At 64.9% G+C, this 18,850-nt stretch carries 21 protein-coding genes; 8 read left to right on the plus strand and 13 right to left on the minus strand.

What is annotated here, in order from left to right:
- Positions 1-56 precede the first annotated feature (56 nt).
- The gene (locus tag RBH26_RS11490) at positions 57-1,562 is read left to right on the plus strand and encodes a sulfatase-like hydrolase/transferase (RefSeq protein WP_306758428.1); all 1,506 of its coding nucleotides are present in this window, start codon (positions 57-59) and stop codon (positions 1,560-1,562) included.
- Positions 1,563-1,580: 18 nt separating this feature from the next.
- Here RBH26_RS11490 and RBH26_RS11495 read toward each other — a convergent pair whose 3' ends face one another.
- The 5 genes from RBH26_RS11495 to RBH26_RS11515 form a co-directional block, all read right to left on the minus strand.
- Positions 1,581-2,072 carry a desampylase gene (locus RBH26_RS11495; protein ID WP_306758429.1) on the minus strand — a complete coding sequence of 164 codons (492 nt, stop codon included), beginning with the start codon at positions 2,070-2,072 and terminating at the stop codon, positions 1,581-1,583.
- Positions 2,069-3,025, minus strand: coding sequence for a cobalamin-binding protein (locus tag RBH26_RS11500; protein WP_306758430.1), 957 nt, complete (start codon positions 3,023-3,025; stop codon positions 2,069-2,071). The genes RBH26_RS11495 and RBH26_RS11500 overlap by 4 nt, the downstream gene beginning before the upstream one ends.
- Before the next feature lie 59 nt (positions 3,026-3,084).
- The gene (locus tag RBH26_RS11505; RefSeq protein WP_306758431.1) at positions 3,085-3,693 is read right to left on the minus strand and encodes a hypothetical protein; all 609 of its coding nucleotides are present in this window, start codon (positions 3,691-3,693) and stop codon (positions 3,085-3,087) included.
- 164 nt (positions 3,694-3,857) lie between these two features.
- Complete coding sequence (gene npdG / locus RBH26_RS11510; protein WP_306758432.1) at positions 3,858-4,526, minus strand: NADPH-dependent F420 reductase; 669 nt, start codon at positions 4,524-4,526, stop codon at positions 3,858-3,860.
- 129 nt (positions 4,527-4,655) lie between these two features.
- Positions 4,656-4,913 carry a hypothetical protein gene (locus RBH26_RS11515; RefSeq protein ID WP_306758433.1) on the minus strand — a complete coding sequence of 86 codons (258 nt, stop codon included), beginning with the start codon at positions 4,911-4,913 and terminating at the stop codon, positions 4,656-4,658.
- A gap of 127 nt (positions 4,914-5,040) precedes the next feature.
- Here RBH26_RS11515 and RBH26_RS11520 point away from each other — a divergent pair, with 127 nt between their 5' ends.
- The 3 genes from RBH26_RS11520 to RBH26_RS11530 all read left to right on the plus strand — a co-directional run bounded on the left by RBH26_RS11520 (position 5,041) and on the right by RBH26_RS11530 (position 7,639).
- Positions 5,041-5,460, plus strand: a complete 420-nt coding sequence (locus RBH26_RS11520) for a universal stress protein (protein ID WP_306758435.1) — start codon at positions 5,041-5,043, stop codon at positions 5,458-5,460.
- Between the two features lie 311 nt (positions 5,461-5,771).
- Positions 5,772-6,635: a hypothetical protein gene (locus RBH26_RS11525; RefSeq protein ID WP_306758436.1), complete on the plus strand. Its 864-nt coding sequence runs from the start codon at positions 5,772-5,774 to the stop codon at positions 6,633-6,635.
- Positions 6,636-6,811: 176 nt separating this feature from the next.
- The gene (locus RBH26_RS11530) at positions 6,812-7,639 is read left to right on the plus strand and encodes a glycerophosphodiester phosphodiesterase family protein (RefSeq protein ID WP_306758437.1); all 828 of its coding nucleotides are present in this window, start codon (positions 6,812-6,814) and stop codon (positions 7,637-7,639) included.
- Positions 7,640-7,834: 195 nt separating this feature from the next.
- On the opposite strand, the gene RBH26_RS11535 is transcribed toward RBH26_RS11530, so the two are convergent.
- The 3 genes from RBH26_RS11535 to RBH26_RS11545 all read right to left on the minus strand — a co-directional run bounded on the left by RBH26_RS11535 (position 7,835) and on the right by RBH26_RS11545 (position 11,390).
- The gene (locus tag RBH26_RS11535) at positions 7,835-9,436 is read right to left on the minus strand and encodes an FAD-dependent oxidoreductase (protein ID WP_306758438.1); all 1,602 of its coding nucleotides are present in this window, start codon (positions 9,434-9,436) and stop codon (positions 7,835-7,837) included.
- A gap of 69 nt (positions 9,437-9,505) precedes the next feature.
- Positions 9,506-10,387, minus strand: a complete 882-nt coding sequence (locus tag RBH26_RS11540; RefSeq protein WP_306758536.1) for a TIGR01548 family HAD-type hydrolase — start codon at positions 10,385-10,387, stop codon at positions 9,506-9,508.
- Between the two features lie 67 nt (positions 10,388-10,454).
- Positions 10,455-11,390 (minus strand): hypothetical protein, encoded by a 936-nt coding sequence (locus RBH26_RS11545; protein WP_306758439.1) that lies wholly within the window; start codon positions 11,388-11,390, stop codon positions 10,455-10,457.
- 105 nt (positions 11,391-11,495) lie between these two features.
- Here RBH26_RS11545 and RBH26_RS11550 point away from each other — a divergent pair, with 105 nt between their 5' ends.
- Positions 11,496-12,404: a S49 family peptidase gene (locus RBH26_RS11550; protein ID WP_306758440.1), complete on the plus strand. Its 909-nt coding sequence runs from the start codon at positions 11,496-11,498 to the stop codon at positions 12,402-12,404.
- On the plus strand, positions 12,401-13,432 hold the full coding sequence (locus RBH26_RS11555) for a DUF4350 domain-containing protein (RefSeq protein ID WP_306758441.1): 1,032 nt from the start codon (positions 12,401-12,403) through the stop codon (positions 13,430-13,432). Before RBH26_RS11550 ends, RBH26_RS11555 begins: the two co-directional genes overlap by 4 nt.
- A gap of 83 nt (positions 13,433-13,515) precedes the next feature.
- Here RBH26_RS11555 and RBH26_RS11560 read toward each other — a convergent pair whose 3' ends face one another.
- Together RBH26_RS11560 and RBH26_RS11565 are read right to left on the minus strand one after the other, a co-directional pair.
- A complete protein-coding gene (locus RBH26_RS11560) occupies positions 13,516-14,202 on the minus strand; it encodes a metalloprotease family protein (RefSeq protein ID WP_306758442.1) in 687 nt (228 codons plus the stop codon).
- Between the two features lie 94 nt (positions 14,203-14,296).
- Positions 14,297-14,701, minus strand: coding sequence for a UPF0146 family protein (locus tag RBH26_RS11565; RefSeq protein WP_306758443.1), 405 nt, complete (start codon positions 14,699-14,701; stop codon positions 14,297-14,299).
- A gap of 39 nt (positions 14,702-14,740) precedes the next feature.
- Here RBH26_RS11565 and RBH26_RS11570 point away from each other — a divergent pair, with 39 nt between their 5' ends.
- Both RBH26_RS11570 and RBH26_RS11575 read left to right on the plus strand, forming a co-directional pair.
- Positions 14,741-15,262 carry an archaemetzincin family Zn-dependent metalloprotease gene (locus RBH26_RS11570; protein WP_306758444.1) on the plus strand — a complete coding sequence of 174 codons (522 nt, stop codon included), beginning with the start codon at positions 14,741-14,743 and terminating at the stop codon, positions 15,260-15,262.
- Between the two features lie 70 nt (positions 15,263-15,332).
- A complete protein-coding gene (locus RBH26_RS11575; RefSeq protein ID WP_306758445.1) occupies positions 15,333-15,986 on the plus strand; it encodes a class I SAM-dependent methyltransferase in 654 nt (217 codons plus the stop codon).
- A gap of 37 nt (positions 15,987-16,023) precedes the next feature.
- On the opposite strand, the gene RBH26_RS11580 is transcribed toward RBH26_RS11575, so the two are convergent.
- The 3 genes from RBH26_RS11580 to RBH26_RS11590 form a co-directional block, all read right to left on the minus strand.
- Positions 16,024-16,422, minus strand: a complete 399-nt coding sequence (locus tag RBH26_RS11580) for a response regulator (RefSeq protein ID WP_306758446.1) — start codon at positions 16,420-16,422, stop codon at positions 16,024-16,026.
- A 236-nt stretch (positions 16,423-16,658) separates the two neighbouring features.
- Positions 16,659-18,473 (minus strand): ribosome biogenesis/translation initiation ATPase RLI, encoded by a 1,815-nt coding sequence (locus tag RBH26_RS11585; RefSeq protein ID WP_306758447.1) that lies wholly within the window; start codon positions 18,471-18,473, stop codon positions 16,659-16,661.
- A gap of 2 nt (positions 18,474-18,475) precedes the next feature.
- The gene (locus RBH26_RS11590; protein WP_306758448.1) at positions 18,476-18,811 is read right to left on the minus strand and encodes a hypothetical protein; all 336 of its coding nucleotides are present in this window, start codon (positions 18,809-18,811) and stop codon (positions 18,476-18,478) included.
- Between the last annotated feature and the right edge of the window lie 39 nt (positions 18,812-18,850).

The raw sequence follows: 18,850 nt of genomic DNA on the forward strand, positions 1-18,850 counted from the left end.
GGCGAGACACCGCAGCAGGGCCACGCTTTAACTACGGCGTCGGTGTACGACGCTCGATGGCCGATGCAGACGCCGACAGCCGTCCGAACGTCCTGTTCGTGTTGACCGACCAGGAGCGATACGACTGCAGTGCACCCGAGGGACCGCCGGTCGAGACCGAGACGATGGATCGCCTCTCGAGCGAGGGACTGCGATTTTCGCACGCGTTCACGCCGATCAGCATCTGTACGAGCGCCCGCGCGTCGCTGCTGACCGGGCGCTATCCACACGGCAACGGAATGCTCAACAACAGCCACGAGGCCGACGCGATCCGTCCGAATCTGCCGTCCGAGCTCCCTACGTTCTCGGAGCTGCTTTCCGAGAGCGGATACGAACTCAGCTACACTGGCAAGTGGCACGTCGGCCGCGACCAGACGCCCGAGGAGTTCGGCTTCTCGTATCTCGGCGGCAGCGACAAACACCACGACGACATCGATCGGGCGTTTCGCGAGTACCGCGAGGAACGGGGTGTCCCCGTCGGCGAGGTCGAGTTCGAGGAGGAACTCTACACCGGCGACGACCCTCGCAATACCGGCGAAGGGACGTTCGTCGCCGCGAAAACGCCGGTCGACGTCGACGATACCCGCGCGTACTTCCTCGCCGAGCGGACGATCGACGCGATCGAGGCCCACGCGGCGGACGGCCGCGACGGGCCGTTTTTCCACCGGGCGGACTTCTACGGCCCACACCACCCCTACGTCGTGCCCGAGCCCTACGCCTCGATGTACGATCCCGAGGCGATCGATCTCCCCGCGAGCTACGCCGAAACGTACGCCGGGAAACCGCGAGTACAGGAGAACTACCTCGCGTACCGCGGCGCCGACGGCCTCGAGCGCGACCACTGGGCCGAAGCCATCGCGAAGTACTGGGGGTTCGTCACGATGATCGACGACCAACTCGAGCGGATCCTCACGGCACTCGAGGAGCACGGCCTCGCCGAGGAGACCGCCGTCGTCCACGCTTCCGACCACGGCGACTTCATCGGCGGCCACCGCCAGTTCAACAAGGGACCGCTGATGTACGACGATACCTATCGCATCCCGTTGCAGGTGCGCTGGCCCGGCGTCACCGAACCGGGATCGGTCTGTGACGTGCCCGTCCACCTCCACGATCTGGCTGCGACGTTTCTCGAGTGGGGTGGCGTCGACGTTCCCGAACGCTTCGACGCGCGGAGTCTCGTATCGTTGCTCGAGGTCAGCCGAGATGCCGCGGACGGAACCGTCGGCGCGGACGACGTCCCCGAGTGGCCCGACTCCGTCTTCGCTCAGTACCACGGCGACGAGTTCGGTCTCTACACCCAGCGGATGGTCCGCACCAAGCGGTACAAGTACGTCTACAACGGGCCGGACATCGACGAACTGTACGACCTCGAGGCCGATCCCGACGAACTCCAGAACCTGATCGACCATCCCGGCTACGAGGACGTCCGCCGAGAGCTGCGCGAGCGGCTGATCGAGTGGATGGACGAAACCGACGATCCAAACCGTGGCTGGGTGCCTAACGTCCTCAGAAACGCGTCCTGATGCGCTGTCAATACTGCATCAATCGACGATGACCCGTTCCCGCTCGAAGCGACCGTCGGTTCCGGAGCCGTCCCCAGCACCGCTACCATCGTCGTCCACTCGCCACCGCCAGGAGCCGATCTCGAGTGGCTCGAGCGAGACGATCAGATACGACCGATCCGGCCAGGTAGCCCGTGCGGCGTCGGTCTCGCTGGGTCGTGGCGGTCCCTGCGGGTGGGAGTGATAGAAGCCGACGATCTCTTCACCGCGATCCTCGAGGCGTTCGAAGATCGCGAGCTGTTCCTCGGGATCGATTCGGTACCGCGTCCGGAGCCGCTCGGCGACGTTTTCGGCCGGATACTGCGAACGAACGCGGCTTCGCCCCTCGGCGTCGTACGTGCCGCCGAAGACTCCACAGATCTCCTCCGGATGCCCGTCACGGGCGCGCTCGAGGATCTCGTCGCGAATCTCGGCCGGGACGACGAGTTCGGTCCTCCCATCGGTGTCGGTCGGCACGGGTTCGTCGGTCACGGTCTGGCACCCGTCGTCTCGAGTCGGTCCGACAGTGTATCGAACGGCACCGCGATCTCCTCGAGCGCCACGGACGTCGTCGTCTCGTCGAACCGGTCGGGTTGGACGATCGGAGCGAGTGCCTCGAGCGTGTCGACCAGCCGTGGCCCTGGCCGATTCAGGTAGTGGTGGCCGTCCATCGCCCAGACGCGACCCTCCTGGACGGCAGTCAGCTCCTCCCAGCCCTCGCGCTCGGTGAGGTCGGTCGCGTTCGCGGCGGTCTGCTCGAGGCCGAAGCCACAGGGCGCGACGACGACGAGTTCGGGATCGTACGCCCGGATCTCGTCCCACTCTCGGGGTCGCGAGCGCTCGCCGACGTCCGCGAGTCCGTACTCGCCGCCGGTCCACGCGACGAGTTCGGCCGTCCAGTGGCCAGCGACCATGACGGGGTCGGTCCAGTCGAAGATCGCCACGCGCGGGCGATCGGCAGGGTCCATCTCGGCCGTTCGCTCCCGGATCGCATCGATTCGGGACTCGAGGTCCTGGCGAACTTCGCGAGCCTGTTTCTCGCGTCCGGTGGCGCGGCCGATCCGCTCGAGATCCTCGAGGACGTCGTCGATGCTGTGGGGATCGGTCGTCAGGATCTCCGGGTCGGCGTCGATCTCCGCGACGGCGTCGGCGATCGCGACTTCGTCGACCGCACAGACGTCACACATCCCCTGGGTGACGATCAGGTCCGGCTCGAGGTCGTCCAGCAACTCGGTATCGACCTCGTAGACGCCCTCGTCGGCAGCCTCGAGGACTTGCGCGTCGATATCGGCACTCGAGGCGTCGGCGTCGATGCGAGAGTCGGTAACCGACGGCAGCGACTCGACCCTAGGCGGGTAGTCGCACTCGTGGGAGACACCGACCGGTTCGAGGCCGAGGGCGGCGACGGTTTCGGTCGCCGAGGGGAGCGTCGTGACGATTCGCATGGGTTGCCGTACGGTGGCAGCGACCAAAAACGGCGTCATCGGATCGGACCGCACGCGGGTTACCGTTCTGTTCTGGACGTCGTGGCGCTTTCTCCCGCTCGAGTCTCGAGGGCGCCCGCGATGGCCCCGCCGCCTCCGGCGAACACGAGCGGATAGACGATCCCGGCGAGGAAGACAGCCGGCAGGAGATCCGGCGCGCCGGTCGCGCCGGCGATGGTCACTTCAAAGAGGAACGCGCCGGCAAGCGACGCCACCAGGTAGCCGGGGAGGACCGTCAGCTCGACGGTCGCTCCGCGAGCCGGCGCAGCTATTCGCTGGTACTTCGTGAGTGCGAAGCCGCCCGCCAGCAACGTCACGATCGGGACGAGGTACAGCAGCGCTGCGAACCCCTCCTCGCCACCGACGAACGACGTGGTGTGACTGCCGACGATCGGCAAGTCACGAAAGACGGTGTTGGCGAAATGAGCGTTGTAGAACACCCAGCCGACCATCTCGTACGTCGCCGGCTCTCCCTCGAACGCCTCGACGAAGCGCTGTAGCGGCGAATCACGGACGTCCGGCGCGACGACGATGTAGGTGATCGCGTACCCCAACAGCCACGTCACGAGACCGACGGCAGCGCCCGCAGCGACCGGCAGGTCGGTAGCCTGGGCAGAACTCGAGCTCATTACCGTGACGTACGGTCTCGCGGACGTTAACGGTACAGGAACGAGCGCTGTCAATCGTGAGTCGGTCACCCGTCAGATGGCCGGGATGGCGATCCCCGCAAGCGGTCACCGACGGCTACGTCAACTGCCACGGGCACTGTGGCCCGTGGAATCCGCCTCACAACCTACTTGAACTTCACACCGACGTCGTGCAGGTCGTCGTTGTACTTCGCGATGTTGATGACCAGCGGGGTGACGCTCTCGACTTCGCTGGCGTTAGCGAGCGGGCCGACGTCGAGCGCGCGCAGCCCCTCGATTTCGGTTGCCAGGTTCCGGACGGTCGTCTTGGCGTCGTCGTCGTCCGCGACCAGCAGGGTATCGAGCTCGAGGTCGGTGTCCAGATCCGAGAGCGCGTCGGCCGCGAGGTTGTGGAACGCGCCGACGACGGGGACCGCGTCCGGAGCCCGTTCGGCGACGAGTTCGGTTACGCTGCCGGTCCCTGGCGGGTGGTAGTGAAGGCCGTCTTCGTCACCCTGCATGCCGACCGCAGGCGTAACGAGGATCGTGTCCGAATCGAGGCTGTCCGCGACCGCGTCGACCGTGTCGGCGACGTGGTACGGCGGCACGCTGAGGACGACGACGTCGGCCCGGTCGGCCGCCATCTCGTTTGCAAAGCCCTTGATATTGGCTTCGACGCCACGCTCCTCGAGTTCGGCCTCGTAGCTCTCGACTGCGTCCCGTGCTTTCTCGGGATCGCGCGAGCCGATGAGGATCTCGTGGTCCGTATCGCGAGCAAAACGCAGGGCAAGTCCCTGTCCGATATCACCGGTTCCGCCGAGTAGTGCGATGCGCATACACTGGCTTCGGGACGGAATCCGAATAAAAGGGGTGGAGAGTGGCCGATCTCGCCGGATTTTCGACCAGCGAGCTGTCAGTTACCCCGCTTCATGTGTAACGTCCTGTCTAACCGACAGCAATCCGTCTCAGGGCGCGTCCTCCTCTTCCGGATTCATCGCTGCGCCCAGTTCGCTGTCGTAGGCGTCCCGCTCTTTGACCTCACGGATCCGTTGTTCGAGTCGGTCCTCGAGTTCCCGCCGTCGCTGTTCGTCGACGTCCGCGGCCGTCGAGAGGTCCTCGAGATCCTGGCGTGCCGTTTGCAGCACGGAGACGGCCTCCTCGGTCTCGAGGTCGGTCGCACGATCGAGACTCCGTTCGACGTCCTCGAGTGTGGTCTCGGTCATCAAACGGGCTTCGACCGCGAGCGTCCTGAAAGCTGGCCCGTCATGGGCGGGTCGGGGGTCGGCGGCGACGAATCTGACGACCCCCCGTCTATATTACCCACACCGTGGGCAGACACGGGCAGAGACGATGGTTCAAGAGATTCTGTGCCCGACGGACGGGAGCGAAAACAGCTACCGAGCGATAGCGCAAGCGACTCGGATCGCCGAGCCAGCGGATGCGACGGTTCACGTGCTGGCGGTGATTCCCGAGATGACCAGAGGGGCCCGACTCCGCGAAGAGTGGGAAGAACGCGTGACCGAGTCACTCGAGAGAGGAGAGGAACTGGTCGCGGAGGCAGACCTCGAGTTTGAGAGCGAGCGGCGACACGGACCCGTCGCCCAGGAAATCGTCGAGTACGCCGACGACCACGACGTCGACATGATCGTCATGGGAACACACGGACGGACCGGCCTCCACAAGTTCCTGGTCGGAAGCGTCACACAACGGACCATCGAACTCGCCTCGATTCCAGTGGTGACGGTGCCGCCCGACGAGGATACTGGCTGACAACAGTCAGTGACCCGTCGGTCGCGATATCGCGACCGTCACCGTCGGCGACGGCCGCAGTCGTGTGACCGACCAGTGAATAATGTTATCCGACAGTCTCAGTACACACCCGATCGCGTCTCGACGCCTGTCGTCCCGCGACGGCATCTCGCGTGTGATCGGTGTATGAAGTGTATTGCCCGACAGCATGAACAACGACGGTCGGACGGCGACGGACACTATAGTAACGATAATTCGAATACTATCGATAGTTTCATAGTTATATTGGTAACTCAATAAACCATATATCCGAACTGCGAGCTGTTATAGATATGAATCGACGGAGATTCATTGCGATTGTCGGAACTGGTGCTGTGACCGGGCTCGCGGGCTGTGTCAGCGAGCTCGGGACGGACGATAACGACGAAAACGGCGACGATGACAACAGTGGAGAGAACGAGACCGACGGCGAGGAACACGGTGCAGTGTTGGCAGTCGAATCATACATAGCGGCCGCCGCAGACGGTGATTTGGAGGCGATGTCCGACGCGATGCACACACACCACCCGTTCGATCCGCTCGAGATGTCCGAAGCCGCCAAAGACGACGAAAACACGGATTTCACGCTCGAGAGCGACCAGATCGACGACTACGAGGTCGAGCTCGTCGACGCGGAGTACGAGCCCGATGACGTCTACGAGATTCCCTACGTCGAGTTCTGGTTCCAGGACGTCGACCTCGAGACCGTCCTCGAGGGAGAGGAGGCCGCGCTGGTCGCCGTCGAGACCGAAATGGTCGAGGACGGCGAAACGATACTCGAGGAGGAGACGTTCGTCTCGCTGACCGACGACGGCGAGTGGACAGTCTTCGTCCAGTACGAGGCGCCACCGGAGATTCCCGACGACGACCCCGTCGAAGACGAGGCCTACCGGATTGTCGAGAACCTCGAGTTCGACGAGGCGGCGGAACGAGTCGAGGTCCACTTCGAGCGGGACCTCGGAATCGACGTCGAGGAGGTCAACATCTACTCGACGAGTCTCGAACGAGAAAACACAGGCTATGGCTCCGACGACGTCGATGGACTCCCGATTACGATGCTGACGTTGCCCTTCGATCCCGAGGGCGACGAGATCGTCGTCACCGCACTCGTCGACGACGAGGAGCTAGTAGTCCACCGCGAGGAATACGAACCGTAATACTGCCGGACAGCAGTCAGTGAGAAGTCGAGTTCGTCTCATACGGACTGCTGTATCGATGTCCGCCAATCGCCCGAACGGGGTCCGCGATCGGCGGGACGTGACGGCAGGAGACCGTATCGCAACCCGCCTCGAGCGAGCGTAGCACCCATTATTCCGGCGGCCATCGACCACGTATGGACGATCCTTCTGTCATCGCCCACCGGGGTTTTGCGGGCGTCGCGCCCGAGAACACCGTCGGCGCCGTATCGATGGCCGCCGAAGACGACGGGACAGCGATGGTCGAGATCGACGTCCAGCCCGCCCGTTGTGGCACTCCCGTGGTGATCCACGACGAGCGACTCGAGGGAACTCGCGACGGGAGACCGCTGACCGACGCCGAGGGACTCGTCCGGGAGACCGCTCTCGAGGAACTTCGGACGACCCGCGTTCTGGGAACGGACGAACCGATACCCACGCTCGCCGAGTTGCTCGAGGCCGTCCCCGAGACCGTCGGGATCAACGTCGAACTGAAGACCCCCGGAACCGCCGACCTGCGGTTCGCCGAGTCGCTCCCCGACGACGAGCGCGACGAGCGCCGCGCGGTCTGGGAACCGTTCGTCGAGCGCGTCCTCGAGGAGTGTGAGGCGTTCGCTGGCGAACTCCTCTTCTCGTCGTTCTGTGAGGGAGCGCTTGCGGCCGTCCGCGAAATCGCACCCCAGTACGCCGCTGCGACGCTCGTCTGGGACGACCTCGAGGCGGGCCTCGAGATCGCGCGTCGCTACGACTGTGAGGCGATCCATCCGCCCAGAAACGCGATCGTCGGGACCTCGCTCACGGACACCGCGTACGCCGGCTTCGGAGCGGAGCCGACACTCGACATCCTCGAGAAAGCCCACGCCGAGGGCCGTACGGTCAACGTCTGGACGGTCTCGAACTGGCACCAGTTCCGCGAACTGGCCGCGGCGGGCGTCGACGGGATCATCGCCGACTATCCGGGACTGGACGCGTTCTCGAGCGAGTAGTCACCGGAGAGCGATCCAGCAGGCGGCGAACTGAACGCCAACCGCGATAGTCGCGCCGATCGGTGTGGTGGTCAGCCAGGCGACGTCGAACAGGGACCTCGACATCGCCAAAATTCCTCAGCAGTGACAGATAACCGTTCCGATCGGCTATCAGCCGTCGGCCTCGGCTCGACAGATGGCTGTCGTGGCCCGGACTCACCAATCCGAGTCGCGGCGAGGTGGACGCTCCGGCGTCGATCCCTGCGTCGATAGATCCTCGGTCGCTGGCCCCTCGAGGCGCTCTCCCTCGAGCGAGAACCGCGAGCCGTGACAGGGACAGTCCCAGCTCCGTTCGGCGTCGTTCCACTCGACGAGACAGTACATGTGGGTACAGACCGCCGACGTAGTGTGGAGTTCGCCGTCGTCGTCACGAGCGCAGGCGATCGGTTTACCGCCGCGGCGGACGACGGTGCCCTCGCCAGGGTCGAGTGACTCGAGATCGGAAGCGAGCAGCGTCCGGGCCCAGTCGGTGGCGAACTGACTCACCGCGTCGGCGTTTTCGGTAAGCGTGTCCGCGAGGGACGTCTTCGGCGTGAACCGAAGGGGTGAGAACAGCTCTCGAGCTTGGGGCTTGCCGCCGGCGATGCGTTCGGCGAGGGCACGACCGGCAGCGACGCCGTTGGTCATCCCCCAGCCGCGAAAGCCCGTCGCGACGAGGACGTTCTCGGCTCGTGGGCCGGCACGGCCGACGAACGGTACCTTGTCGGCCGTGACGTAGTCCTGGGTCGACCAGCTGTAGGCGATCTCGTCGACCGGAAACCGATTGCGGGCCCAGCGCTCGAGTCGTCGGTACCGCTCGCCCGTCGGGCTGCCCTGGCCCGTCTTGTGGTCTTCCCCGCCGACCAGCAGCAGTTCACCGTCGTCGTCGCGGTGGGTTCGTACCGACCGGTAGTTGTCCCCCGATCGGTAGTACATTCCCTCCGGCGGGTCGCCGTCGAGTCGGATCCCGAGCACGTAGGACCGTTTCGGGTGCATTCGCGCGAAGTAGCCCGCGCGGTCGAGAAGCGGAAACCCGGTCGCGAGCACGACCTTGCGCGCCGTCACCGTCGCCTCTCGGGTGTGGACGCGAGGGGGAGAGCCGGGCTCGACGTCGGTCACGCGGGTTCCCTCGTAGATCCCTGCGCCGTCGTCGGCCGCGAGTTCGGCCGCGATCGCGAGCAGGTACGACCGCGGATCGAACCACGCCTGCTCTTCGAACCGGACGGCTGCCTGTGCCCGCTCGAACGGCGGAACCGAGGTCACGTACGTCGCCTCGAGGCCTGCCGCCTGTGCTGCGTCGGCCTCGCGCCGGATCTCGTCCGGTTCGTTGCTGTAGAGATACGAGGGGTGGCGTTCGAACCCACAGTCGACGTCCAGCTCGTCGACACGCCGTTCGACGGTGTCGATCGCGTCCTCCTGGACCTGTGCGTACTGGTGGGCCTGCCGACGGCCGAACTCCCGGCGGAGATGGTCGTAGATCAGGCCGTGCTGGCTGGTCAGCTTCGCCGTCGACTTGCCAGTCGTCCCTGCTGCGACGTGATCGCGCTCGAGGACGGCGACCGACTGTCCGCGTTTGCGTCCCTCGATCGCCGTCGAGAGGCCGGCGATTCCGCCGCCGATGACGGCGACATCGACCGATCGGTCGGTCGAGAGAGGATCGTGATCGAATCGCTCGGAACGCCGCTCCGTCGGGTCACTGGGAGCCGACTCGAGTGTCTTCGCGAGCCAGGGGGAGGTCGGTTCACCGGGGAGATCACTACCGCGAGAGAAGTCGGGCATACGACTGGGGAGGGTTACACCGACAGCGGGCAAAAAAGGGGCGGGCGGACCTGCAAGTCCAGTTTCGGATTACGATTCGAGCAGGTCGGGGAGTTCGTTGATCGACTCGAGGACGGCCGCGGCGTCTTCGGCCTCGTACTTTCGGCGCCCCTCTTCGCCCGTCAGCCCGCCCGTGAGTACGCCGATTCCGTGGTAGTCGCGGTCGGGGTCCGCATCGGCGGCGTTGGTCGCCGTTCGAACGTCGTCTAACGTATCGCCGACGAAGACGACCGTCTCGGCGTCGAACCGCTCGGCGAGGGTCACGAGCGCCCGGGGATGGGGCTTTCCTTCCTCCCAGTCGTCCATCGTAAACCGGCGGTCGGCGGGAACGGCATCGTCGAGACCGACGCGTTCGAGGGCGATCTCGGCTTCAGCCTCGGGACGGCCGGTGAGCACGCCGACACCGAGGTCGTCGTCCTCGACGAGCGCGTCGCGGGTCGATTCCTCGAGCAAGACCGGTTCGTCGTGGATGAATCCGCGGCTCTCGATGTCCGGCTCGCCGCCCTCGAGTCCACGGTAGAGGTCAGCGCCGAGGTACAGCTGCTGGAAGACGTCGCGGAGCCGGTCGCAGTCCCAGCGGTTCACCACGCGCTGTGTCGCCTGGGCGCCGAGGCCGTCACGGACGACGGTCTCGGCTGCCTCGAGGCCGCCGCCGCTTGCGGCGATCTCGTCGGTAACGTCGTCGATCGATTCGTCGTACCCCTCACTCGTCGCGAGGACGTACAACGCGGCCGCGTAGGTCAACTCCCAGTCGTTGTTGAACCCACCGGCGTCTTTGAACTGCTGGATGTCTTCCTTGCGGATCGTCCGGTCGTAGACGCGCTCGACGGACTCGACGATCGCGCGCCGGTAGGAGTCGGCGACGTCGACGAGTACGCCATCGATGTCGAGGACGACGGCGTCGGAACGGATAGGCATACCCGAGCCAACGGCCTCCCAGGATAAAGGCCGACGGATCGGCGATGGACGGCGGCGGTCGTTACGACGAGTCGGTGACGAGCCGTTCGTGGGCACACCACAGCGACCGGGTCTCGACGGCCGCGTCGACGATGACCGTCTGCCCGTCGCGATGAATCGTCGCCGACGACAGCGAGTTGTCGCCAGTCGTGGCCTCGTCGACGAGTGTCTCGAGTAGCTCCCCGGAGAGCCGAGCCGGATCCGCGACGACGCCGTATCGAAGCCGGGTGCGAGCCGAGCCCGCCTCGAGGGCGACGCCGAGCGCATTTGCGGCCTCGACGACGGTACCGAGTTCGTCGGGTGCGTCCGAGAGAGAGTCGAGCAGATGGCTGCGGGTCCCGGATCCAAGATCGGCGTAGACGACGGCGTGGCCGTCGAGCAGCGCCGAAAGGGCCCCATAGCTTGCGGTCGGTCTGGTCCGGCGTCGAGCCGGGAGGAGGGGTTCGAACGCCGCGTCGAGCCGGCTCCGGGCCCGCGAGCGCGTTCGGCCGTATCCGATCCGGATCGCCGACGGTCCGACCGCGACCGCGTACGAATCGTTCGAGGCGACGAACCGGCTGTCCCCGTCGTCGCGGCGATCCGCAGCGACGAACTCGAGGTCGTGGTCCCGAAGCTCAGATTCGATCGCCTGGGTGTCGAACGAACCGGTGACGACTGCGCGGCCACCGACGACGGCGTCGCCGTGGATGGCCGCGCGTCCGGTCACGCTTGCGATGTCCTCGAGCGAGAGTGATCGTGTTCGGTCGCGTGCGTCCGCGACCAGTGAATCGAGCGGATCGGGGAGTCCGGTAACCTCGATCACCGAAGGCTCGAGGGTTGCCACGGCCGTCGTCACGGTATCGTCCCGCTGAGTCGACGCGGTGGTAGATTCCGCCGATCCGGCGGTGACACCCGTCGAAAGGGTCGCTCCGCCGACGAGTGCAAGGGTGGTTCGGAGGAGTGATCGTCTGGGGATCATCGTCCCCCGATCGTCGCGACGCACATATAAATTCAAATTCGTTATTTCACGATCAGAAAACACTCTGCTGGAAACACATATCCTTGTTGAGAACGTCACCGACACATGACTGTTCGACTATGGAAACGACTTACGCGGCGACAGCAGGTCGCCGCCGTCGCGCTCGTCGCCATCGCGGCGGGTGCACTCGCGGCACCACAGGTCTACGCGTACGCGGACGATTCCGACGGAACGATCGCCGTCGTCGAGGTCGACGGCGGCATCGATTCGGACAGCGCCCAGGAGTTCGAGGAACAGCTCCGCGAGGTGCGACAGAACGAGTCGATCGATGGCGTCGTCCTCGACGTCGACAGCCCGGGCGGTCGGCCCGCCTCGAGCGAGCGGATGTATACGGCGGTCGAACGGACGACGGCGGAGATGCCAGTGATCGCCGCCGTCGATAGTATGGGTGCCTCCGGTGGCTACTACACCGTCTTGCCGGCCGACGAGATCTACGTTACCTCGTCGTCGGCAGTGGGCAGCGTCGGCGTCGCTGGCGGGGAGCCGATGCCGTCGGGGCCGGACGAAGGCGACTCCGCACCGGACAAAGGCGGTCCACACCCAGACGACCAGCGAGCAAACGCCCAACTCATCCAGCAGACGTTCGTCGAGAGCGTGTTCGAACAGCGCGGCGACAGGCTCGAACTCACCCGTGAGGAGGTCGCCCACGCACGGACGTACTACGGAACGGAGGCTGTCGACAACGGGATGGCAGACGGGATCGGAACGGTCGACGACGCGATCCACGACGTCGCCACTGACGCCGGACTGGACTCCTACGATGTGGTCACGTACAACGCCACCACGAGCAGCGGGCTCGGGTTCGGGCTTGACGAACACGGTTCGAACACAAGCGCCAACGTGAATCCATACCAACCACAGCTGATCGCGCCGGAAGTGTGGCACGACGCCGTCGGCGACTCGAGCGACTGGCCGAACGCACAGCCGGCAGCCGACGGAGGTGAGGGCCAATGAGTGGACACGGCAGACTGCTGGCCGCGACGTTCGTCGTTGCGTTCGTTCTGACCGTCGGACTCGTCTCGGTCGGGACGGTGGTGGTCGACGACGGCACCGAGCAGCCGACAGTCGAGAGAGAGCACTTCCAGCCGGAACACGCACTCCCCGACACGACACCAGACGGCGGCGAGATCGCGATGGACAGTTCCGAGCCCGCAAACGACGTCGTGATCCACACCGGCGACGCGATGGCGGTCGATCCGATGCAGTCGCTGTTGGCCGACGGCGCCGACCGGGAGCTCTCTACCGGGTCCGTCGGCGGTCCGGAGCGAAGCGTCGGTCCGCTCACCACGACCCTCGTCGAAAACGGCCACGCCGTCGAGTTCTACGCCGACGAGTTCGAGGACGGACCGCTACAGCAGAGTCTCGCCGACGCAGACGCGTTCGTAACGACCGCACCGGACCAGCTAACCAACGCCGAGCAAGACGCGCTCGAGGAGTTCGCCGACGCCGGCGGCCGCGTCCTGATCACCGCCGACCCGGGCAGTTCCGCGAGTGTCACGGAACTCGGCTCGACTGCCGGAATCCACGCCGAACCGGGCTATCTCTACAACCTCGTCGAGAACGACAACAACTACCTGAGCATCTACGCCGAGCCGGAAGATCGGTCGCCGCTGACGGCTGACGTCGAGACCGTCGTCCTTCGAAGCGCCGCGGTGGTCGAGACCACCAAGGGCGAACGCGCAATGACGACCGCCGCTGAGACGCGACTGTCGACAACCCGCGAGGCCGACGCCTACTCGGTGGCCGCACACGATGGAGATCTGGCCGTCATCGGCGACTCGAGCTTCCTGGAGCCCGAAAACGCCTACCGTGCCGACAACAATGTCCTCATCGGCAACGTCGCCGACTTCCTCGTCACCGGGGAGAAAACGGACCAGTCCGGTCCCGACGAGCCAAGCGACGTCGATCCGGACTCCCAGGTGCCGGACGACGGACCGGGAGCCGCCGATCAGCTCCCGGACGGGTCAGACTGGCTGCCGTAATCGGCGACACTAATGGCGGTCCACGCCTGTACTGCTGGGTGAAATCGATGGTCATCATCTGATTTTACCGATACGAGCCGGAGTCACATTCCCAGCGTCCCGACCGCGTAGAACGCGAGAATCGCGAGTCCGAGCGCATAGAGTACGTCCGCCCACAACCACGAGAGCAGGTTCACAGCGTAGATCACGGCGACGACGGGCACCCCGAGCAACACGACCGGCGACCGACGCCACTCCGCCCGCGAGCGAGTCCAGAGCGCGTTCGCGTCACCAGTGCTGGGAAACGCCTGCAGACCGACGACGAGGCCGAGCCAGCCCAGGACGACCAGCAGCGCCAGCGTCTCGAGCGACGCGGCATTCGTGACCGCCCACAATCCGCTCACGGTTTCGCCGACGTTCCCGACGACGATCGCGTCCGCGACACCGATCGACCACGCGAGCACGCCAAACCCGAGGAAGGCGGCGAGCGAGACGACGGTGTTGACGAAAAACGGCGCGACGCTGATGACGAACGACTCCCGGTACCGACCCGGCTGGGCGTGGCGAACGTAGCCGGGTGGATCACCGAACCTGAAATAGACGACCTCGGTGACGGGAACGCCGACGAACCGGCAGGCCTGCCGGTGGGCGAACTCGTGGACGACGACACCGGGGGCCATCGCGAGGCGATAGAACACACGGGCCAGCGAGTCGACGACGGCGACGCCAACCACGACGGCCAGGAGGCCGAGCACGACCGCGACCGCGAACGGGACGGAGTCGACGACCATCGATCGCTGAACTATCGTACACGGTGGTAACTCCTTCGACTGGGAACGTATTTCGACGCGGACTCGAGTCCTGGCCGAGATCGATCCTGGAGCGTTACTGAGCGGCCGTTCGAGCGACGTACAGCGTCTCCCGCTCGAGGGTTCGACGCTCGACCGGTACCGTAGGCTGATCGCCACCCAGTGTCGTAAACAGGAAGGCGGCGTCGGCCCCGCAAGCGACCTCGAGTGCGGGCCGGTGGAGTTCGGGCGGGAGGTTCAGGGCGTAGATCGCGTCGGCATCGGCGTAGATCGCCGACTCTGGGTCGACGACGTCGTCGCGGACGAATCGGACGCCGTCGGGTACCGCGCGGTCGTAGACGTCGGTCGCGGTAACGGTCACACCACGGTCGACGAGCGTCGCCGCGACGTCGGTTCGGCGGCCGATTCCGATCTCGACGACCCGATCGTAGTCGGCGAGAACCGCGAGTAATTCCCGTTCGTTCCGGTGAGAGTGGGACACGGCGGGACGTTTATGACATCCGCGGCCATAGCCCTTGCTATGCTCGTCGATATCGTGCCGGTCGGCAACGTCTCCGCTAACGTCAAGCGGGCGGCCTCGGCTGCGTTGCGATCGGTCTACGACTGCGACGTTACGATCAACGACGCCCAGTCCGTTCCCAACGGCGCCTACGACGCCGACCGGAACCAGTACACCGCCGAAACCTTCATCCAACTGGCCGAGCGGGTCGGCCGGGGGGAGAAGAACATCGCGATCACGCCACACGACCTCTTCTATCGGCGGCGAAACTACGTCTTCGGACTGGCGTACCTCGACGGCAGCGGCAGCGTCGTCTCGACGTACCGCCTGCAGACCTCGAGCGACGGCGGGTTCTCGAACCAAAGCGCCGAGGACATCTTCGAAGACCGGGTTCGCAAGGAGATCGTCCACGAGATCGGCCACACCTATGGCCTCGAACACTGCGACAACAACCGCTGTGTCATGAACTTCTCGCCGACCGTTCGAGAAGTCGACATCAAAGAGGAGAACCTCTGTGGAAGCTGTCAACGGATGATTAAGTGAACGCGCCGACGAGCGGCTGTAACTCGCTGTCCCACCGAGAGTTTTCCGTCCGTCGCCCGTAGGTCCAGTAATGGCAGTGACCGACCCGTTCGAGACGCATATCGACGAGTACGACGCCTGGTACGACGCGAACGAAGGTGCCTACCGGGCCGAGCTGGCCGCCCTGGAGCGAGCCCTCCCCGACGATCCCGGACGCGCCGTCGAGATCGGCGTCGGTACCGGCCGCTTCGCCGCGTCGCTCGACGTTTCGCTCGGCGTCGACCCCGCTCGATCGCCTCTCGAGCGAGCACGCAAACGGGGCGTCGAGCCGATCCGCGGGGTTGCCGAGTCTCTTCCTCTCGCCGACGAAACGATCGATCTCGCCGTGTTCGTCACGGTTCTCTCGTTCGTCACCGATCTCGAGGCGACGCTTGCCGAAACGCGGCGTGTTCTGTCCACAGATGGAACACTCGTCGTCGCCGTCCTCGATCGATCGAGTCCGGTCGGACAGGTCTACCAGGAACACAAAGACGAGACGATCTTCTATGCCGATGCGTCGTTTCTGTCCGCCACAGAAGCGTGTACGGCCCTCGAGGACGCCGGCTTCGTCGTCGAGCGACGGCTCCAGACGGTGTTCGACGACCCAAGCGAACTCGAGGCGTCGAACACCGGAGCCGGCAAGCCGGACGTCCGAACGGGCCACGGCGACGGCCTGTTCGCCGTGATTCGCGCCGCTCCGGCGTGACACGACAGTCCGATACTCGAGGTGTACGGCCACACGGCTACGACAACAACTGACGGATGCGGGCGACGAGTGCGGACGGACTGAACGGTTTCGTCACGTAGTCGTCGGCCCCGAGATCGTAGCCCTCGAGGACGTCTTCTTCACGAGCGCGGGCCGACACGACGACGACCGGTACGTCCTCGAGGCGATCGTCGTTTCGAATACGGCCCAGCAACCGAAACCCGTCCAGTCCGGGCACCATGACGTCCAGGAGAACGAGATCCGGCGGTTCTTCGGTAGATAGGTAAGCCCAACACTCCCGGCCGTCGGCCAGTGCCGTCGTCTCGTAGCCACTCGCCTCGAGTTTCTGCCGGAGCAACCGACGCAGTGAGTCGTCGTCCTCTAGAAGTAACACGTGGGGCGTCTCGTCGGCGCCCGATCGATCGCTCCCTGTCATCCTCGATTTCGACTCAAAACGAGCCCGAACTGGCCGGTCGAGGACGGACGCGACTCGAGACGACTCACGGTGCCGATGACGGACCGACGGATTCGCCGTGAGCTTCCGTGGTCGGCTAACGGATCAGTCGCTGTCGACCACACAGCATCCGACTTCCCACACACCATTCGGTCGACGGTTCCGTGTGGATCCCTAAAGAAGTTACCAAAGAACTGAGATTTCGGGTGGACGTCCGGTCAGGGCGCGTAGTAGTACTCGCCTTCGGATTTCTGCTGTTTGTCGAGTTGCGAGTCGGGCTTGTTGATACGTGGCCGAGAGGTTCGTTCGTCCCGACGGAACGTGACCTCGAGGTTTGCCAGGAAGTCGTTCATCCCCTCCCGCATCGTCTGTGGGTTCCCGGCGCGGCCGTGGACGGCGGGTTCGCCGTCGAAGACCATCAGTCGGTCGGCCAGCAGGTCGATCATGTAGATGTCGTGGTCGATGACCATCACCGTCGCGTCCTGCTGTTCGGCGTAGCGCCGGATAGCGCTCGTAGCCTGGACGCGCTGTTCGACGTCGAGGTGAGCCGATGGCTCGTCGAGCAGGTACAGATCCGCGGAGTCGGAAAGACAGGCCGCGATGGCGACTCGCTGGCGCTCACCGCCGGAGAGATCCGAGAGGTTCTGTTCCATGATCCGCTCGAGCTGGAGCGGCTGGGCGATCTCGGTGTTCCAGTACGAAGAGCCGAACTGATCGGTGATCGAAGAGAGGAAGGCGTCGACCCGCATGTGCTGGTCGATCGTGACGTACTGGGGTTTGTAGGAGATGTCGAGATCGAGGTCCGCGTCGCCCTCGTCGGGCTCGAGGTTTCCGGTCAGTAGCTTCGCAAACGTCGATTTCCCGATCCCGTTGGGACCGACGACGCCGAGGACTTCGTTCTCTCGGATTTCGCCGCCATCGACCTCAAGGGTGAACTCGCCGTCGCCGTAACTCTTTGTGAGATCCGGGTACTCCACGAGCGTGTCGCCGTGGGACCCCACACGGGGTGCGTGTTCCTCGAACTGGATGGGATCCGGACGGATCCGCATGTTCTCGTTTTCGAGGTAGCCCGAGAGATACTCGTTGATCCCGTTGCGGACCGATTTCGGTGCCGTGATGACACCGTAGGCACCGGGCTCACCGTAGGCGACGTGGAGCGTGTCGGCGAGCAGATCGAGGATCGCGAGGTCGTGTTCGACGACCAGCATCGACTTGTCCTCCTCCTCGGCGAGTTCACGGATCAGCCGTGCCGCGGTAACGCGTTGCCCGATGTCGAGATACGGCGTCACCTCGTCTAAGAAATAGAAGTCGGTGTCTCGAGCCAGCGTCGCCGCGATGGCGACCCGCTGGAGCTCACCGCCGGAGAGGTCGTCGATCGACTGGTCCATGACCGGCTCGATCGAGAGCCGTTCGGCCAGTTCGTCGAGGACGTCGCGTTCGTCCGTTCGCTCGAGCAGTTCGCGGGTGTTGCCGTCGAACGTGTTCGGGATCTGGTCGACGTACTGTGGCTTGCGGGCCACGGTGACCTCGCCGTCGCGAACGTCGGCGATGTAATCTTGCAGTTCCGTCCCACGGTAGGCTTCGAGGACCTCGTCCCAGTCGACGTCCTCGTCGTGGCGGCCGAGATTCGGCTCGAGTTCGCCGGCGAGGATGCGGACGGCGGTCGTTTTCCCGATCCCGTTGGGCCCGAGGATCCCCGTTACGTTCCCTTCCTGCGGTGCGGGGAGTCCGTACAGCGAGAAGGCGTTCTCGCCGTAGCGGTGGGCGGGATCGTCCTGTAGTTCCTCGGGCAGGTTGATGATCTCGATCGCGTCGAAGGGACACTTCTCGACGCAGATCCCACAGCTCTCGCCGAGACAGATCTCTTCGGAGATCTGTACCTGCTCGGGCTGGCCCTCGTCGGTCTCCTCGCCACGAAGGGTGATACACTCCTTGCCCGTCCGGTTTGGTGGACAGTAGTTCTTGCACTCGTAGCTACACCGGTCAGGTTGGCACCGATCGAGGTCTACGACGGCGATACTGTCGTCGGCCATGGTTACGCGGTCGCCTCCACGGTGAGCAGGATTCCCCACGTCACGAACCACAGCGCGAACGTCATGAAGACGATGAACAGGTAGTGTTTCGCCCCGAACTCGTCGTCATCGTAGATGCTCGTGAAGTCGTACAGGACGAACTGACCAAGGATCGCCCCCAACACGAGCAACAGCGCCCGGGTGTCCGACGCCGCCTCGCTCGCCGCCTCGAGCGACTCGACGTCGCCAACCATCGCCATCGAGGCCAGCGCCGCGGCGACGCCGAGCAACGCAGCCAGCGCCGTCACGCTGATCGAGCGAATGTGCTCGCGTCGGTCGCTAATCGATTCGGTCGACATGAATCGAAGTCTGTGGTCAGCAGTGAAAAGGGGTTCGGG

Origin of the sequence: Natronolimnohabitans sp. A-GB9 (genome assembly GCF_030848565.1) — an archaeon.
GTDB lineage: Archaea > Halobacteriota > Halobacteria > Halobacteriales > Natrialbaceae > Natronolimnohabitans.

Bases quoted from the DNA above. Each gene is read 5' to 3' on its own strand.
- RBH26_RS11490 (WP_306758428.1), top strand. From the start codon at position 57: ATGGCCGATGCAGACGCCGACAGCCGTCCGAACGTCCTGTTCGTGTTG.
- RBH26_RS11500 (WP_306758430.1), bottom strand. From the start codon at position 3,025: ATGCGAATCGTCACGACGCTCCCCTCGGCGACCGAAACCGTCGCCGCC.
- RBH26_RS11505 (WP_306758431.1), bottom strand. From the start codon at position 3,693: ATGAGCTCGAGTTCTGCCCAGGCTACCGACCTGCCGGTCGCTGCGGGC.
- npdG (WP_306758432.1), bottom strand. From the start codon at position 4,526: ATGCGCATCGCACTACTCGGCGGAACCGGTGATATCGGACAGGGACTT.
- RBH26_RS11515 (WP_306758433.1), bottom strand. From the start codon at position 4,913: ATGACCGAGACCACACTCGAGGACGTCGAACGGAGTCTCGATCGTGCG.
- RBH26_RS11520 (WP_306758435.1), top strand. From the start codon at position 5,041: ATGGTTCAAGAGATTCTGTGCCCGACGGACGGGAGCGAAAACAGCTAC.
- RBH26_RS11525 (WP_306758436.1), top strand. From the start codon at position 5,772: ATGAATCGACGGAGATTCATTGCGATTGTCGGAACTGGTGCTGTGACC.
- RBH26_RS11530 (WP_306758437.1), top strand. From the start codon at position 6,812: ATGGACGATCCTTCTGTCATCGCCCACCGGGGTTTTGCGGGCGTCGCG.
- RBH26_RS11535 (WP_306758438.1), bottom strand. From the start codon at position 9,436: ATGCCCGACTTCTCTCGCGGTAGTGATCTCCCCGGTGAACCGACCTCC.
- RBH26_RS11545 (WP_306758439.1), bottom strand. From the start codon at position 11,390: ATGATCCCCAGACGATCACTCCTCCGAACCACCCTTGCACTCGTCGGC.
- RBH26_RS11550 (WP_306758440.1), top strand. From the start codon at position 11,496: ATGACTGTTCGACTATGGAAACGACTTACGCGGCGACAGCAGGTCGCC.
- RBH26_RS11555 (WP_306758441.1), top strand. From the start codon at position 12,401: ATGAGTGGACACGGCAGACTGCTGGCCGCGACGTTCGTCGTTGCGTTC.
- RBH26_RS11560 (WP_306758442.1), bottom strand. From the start codon at position 14,202: ATGGTCGTCGACTCCGTCCCGTTCGCGGTCGCGGTCGTGCTCGGCCTC.
- RBH26_RS11570 (WP_306758444.1), top strand. From the start codon at position 14,741: ATGCTCGTCGATATCGTGCCGGTCGGCAACGTCTCCGCTAACGTCAAG.
- RBH26_RS11575 (WP_306758445.1), top strand. From the start codon at position 15,333: ATGGCAGTGACCGACCCGTTCGAGACGCATATCGACGAGTACGACGCC.
- RBH26_RS11580 (WP_306758446.1), bottom strand. From the start codon at position 16,422: ATGACAGGGAGCGATCGATCGGGCGCCGACGAGACGCCCCACGTGTTA.
- RBH26_RS11585 (WP_306758447.1), bottom strand. From the start codon at position 18,473: ATGGCCGACGACAGTATCGCCGTCGTAGACCTCGATCGGTGCCAACCT.
- RBH26_RS11590 (WP_306758448.1), bottom strand. From the start codon at position 18,811: ATGTCGACCGAATCGATTAGCGACCGACGCGAGCACATTCGCTCGATC.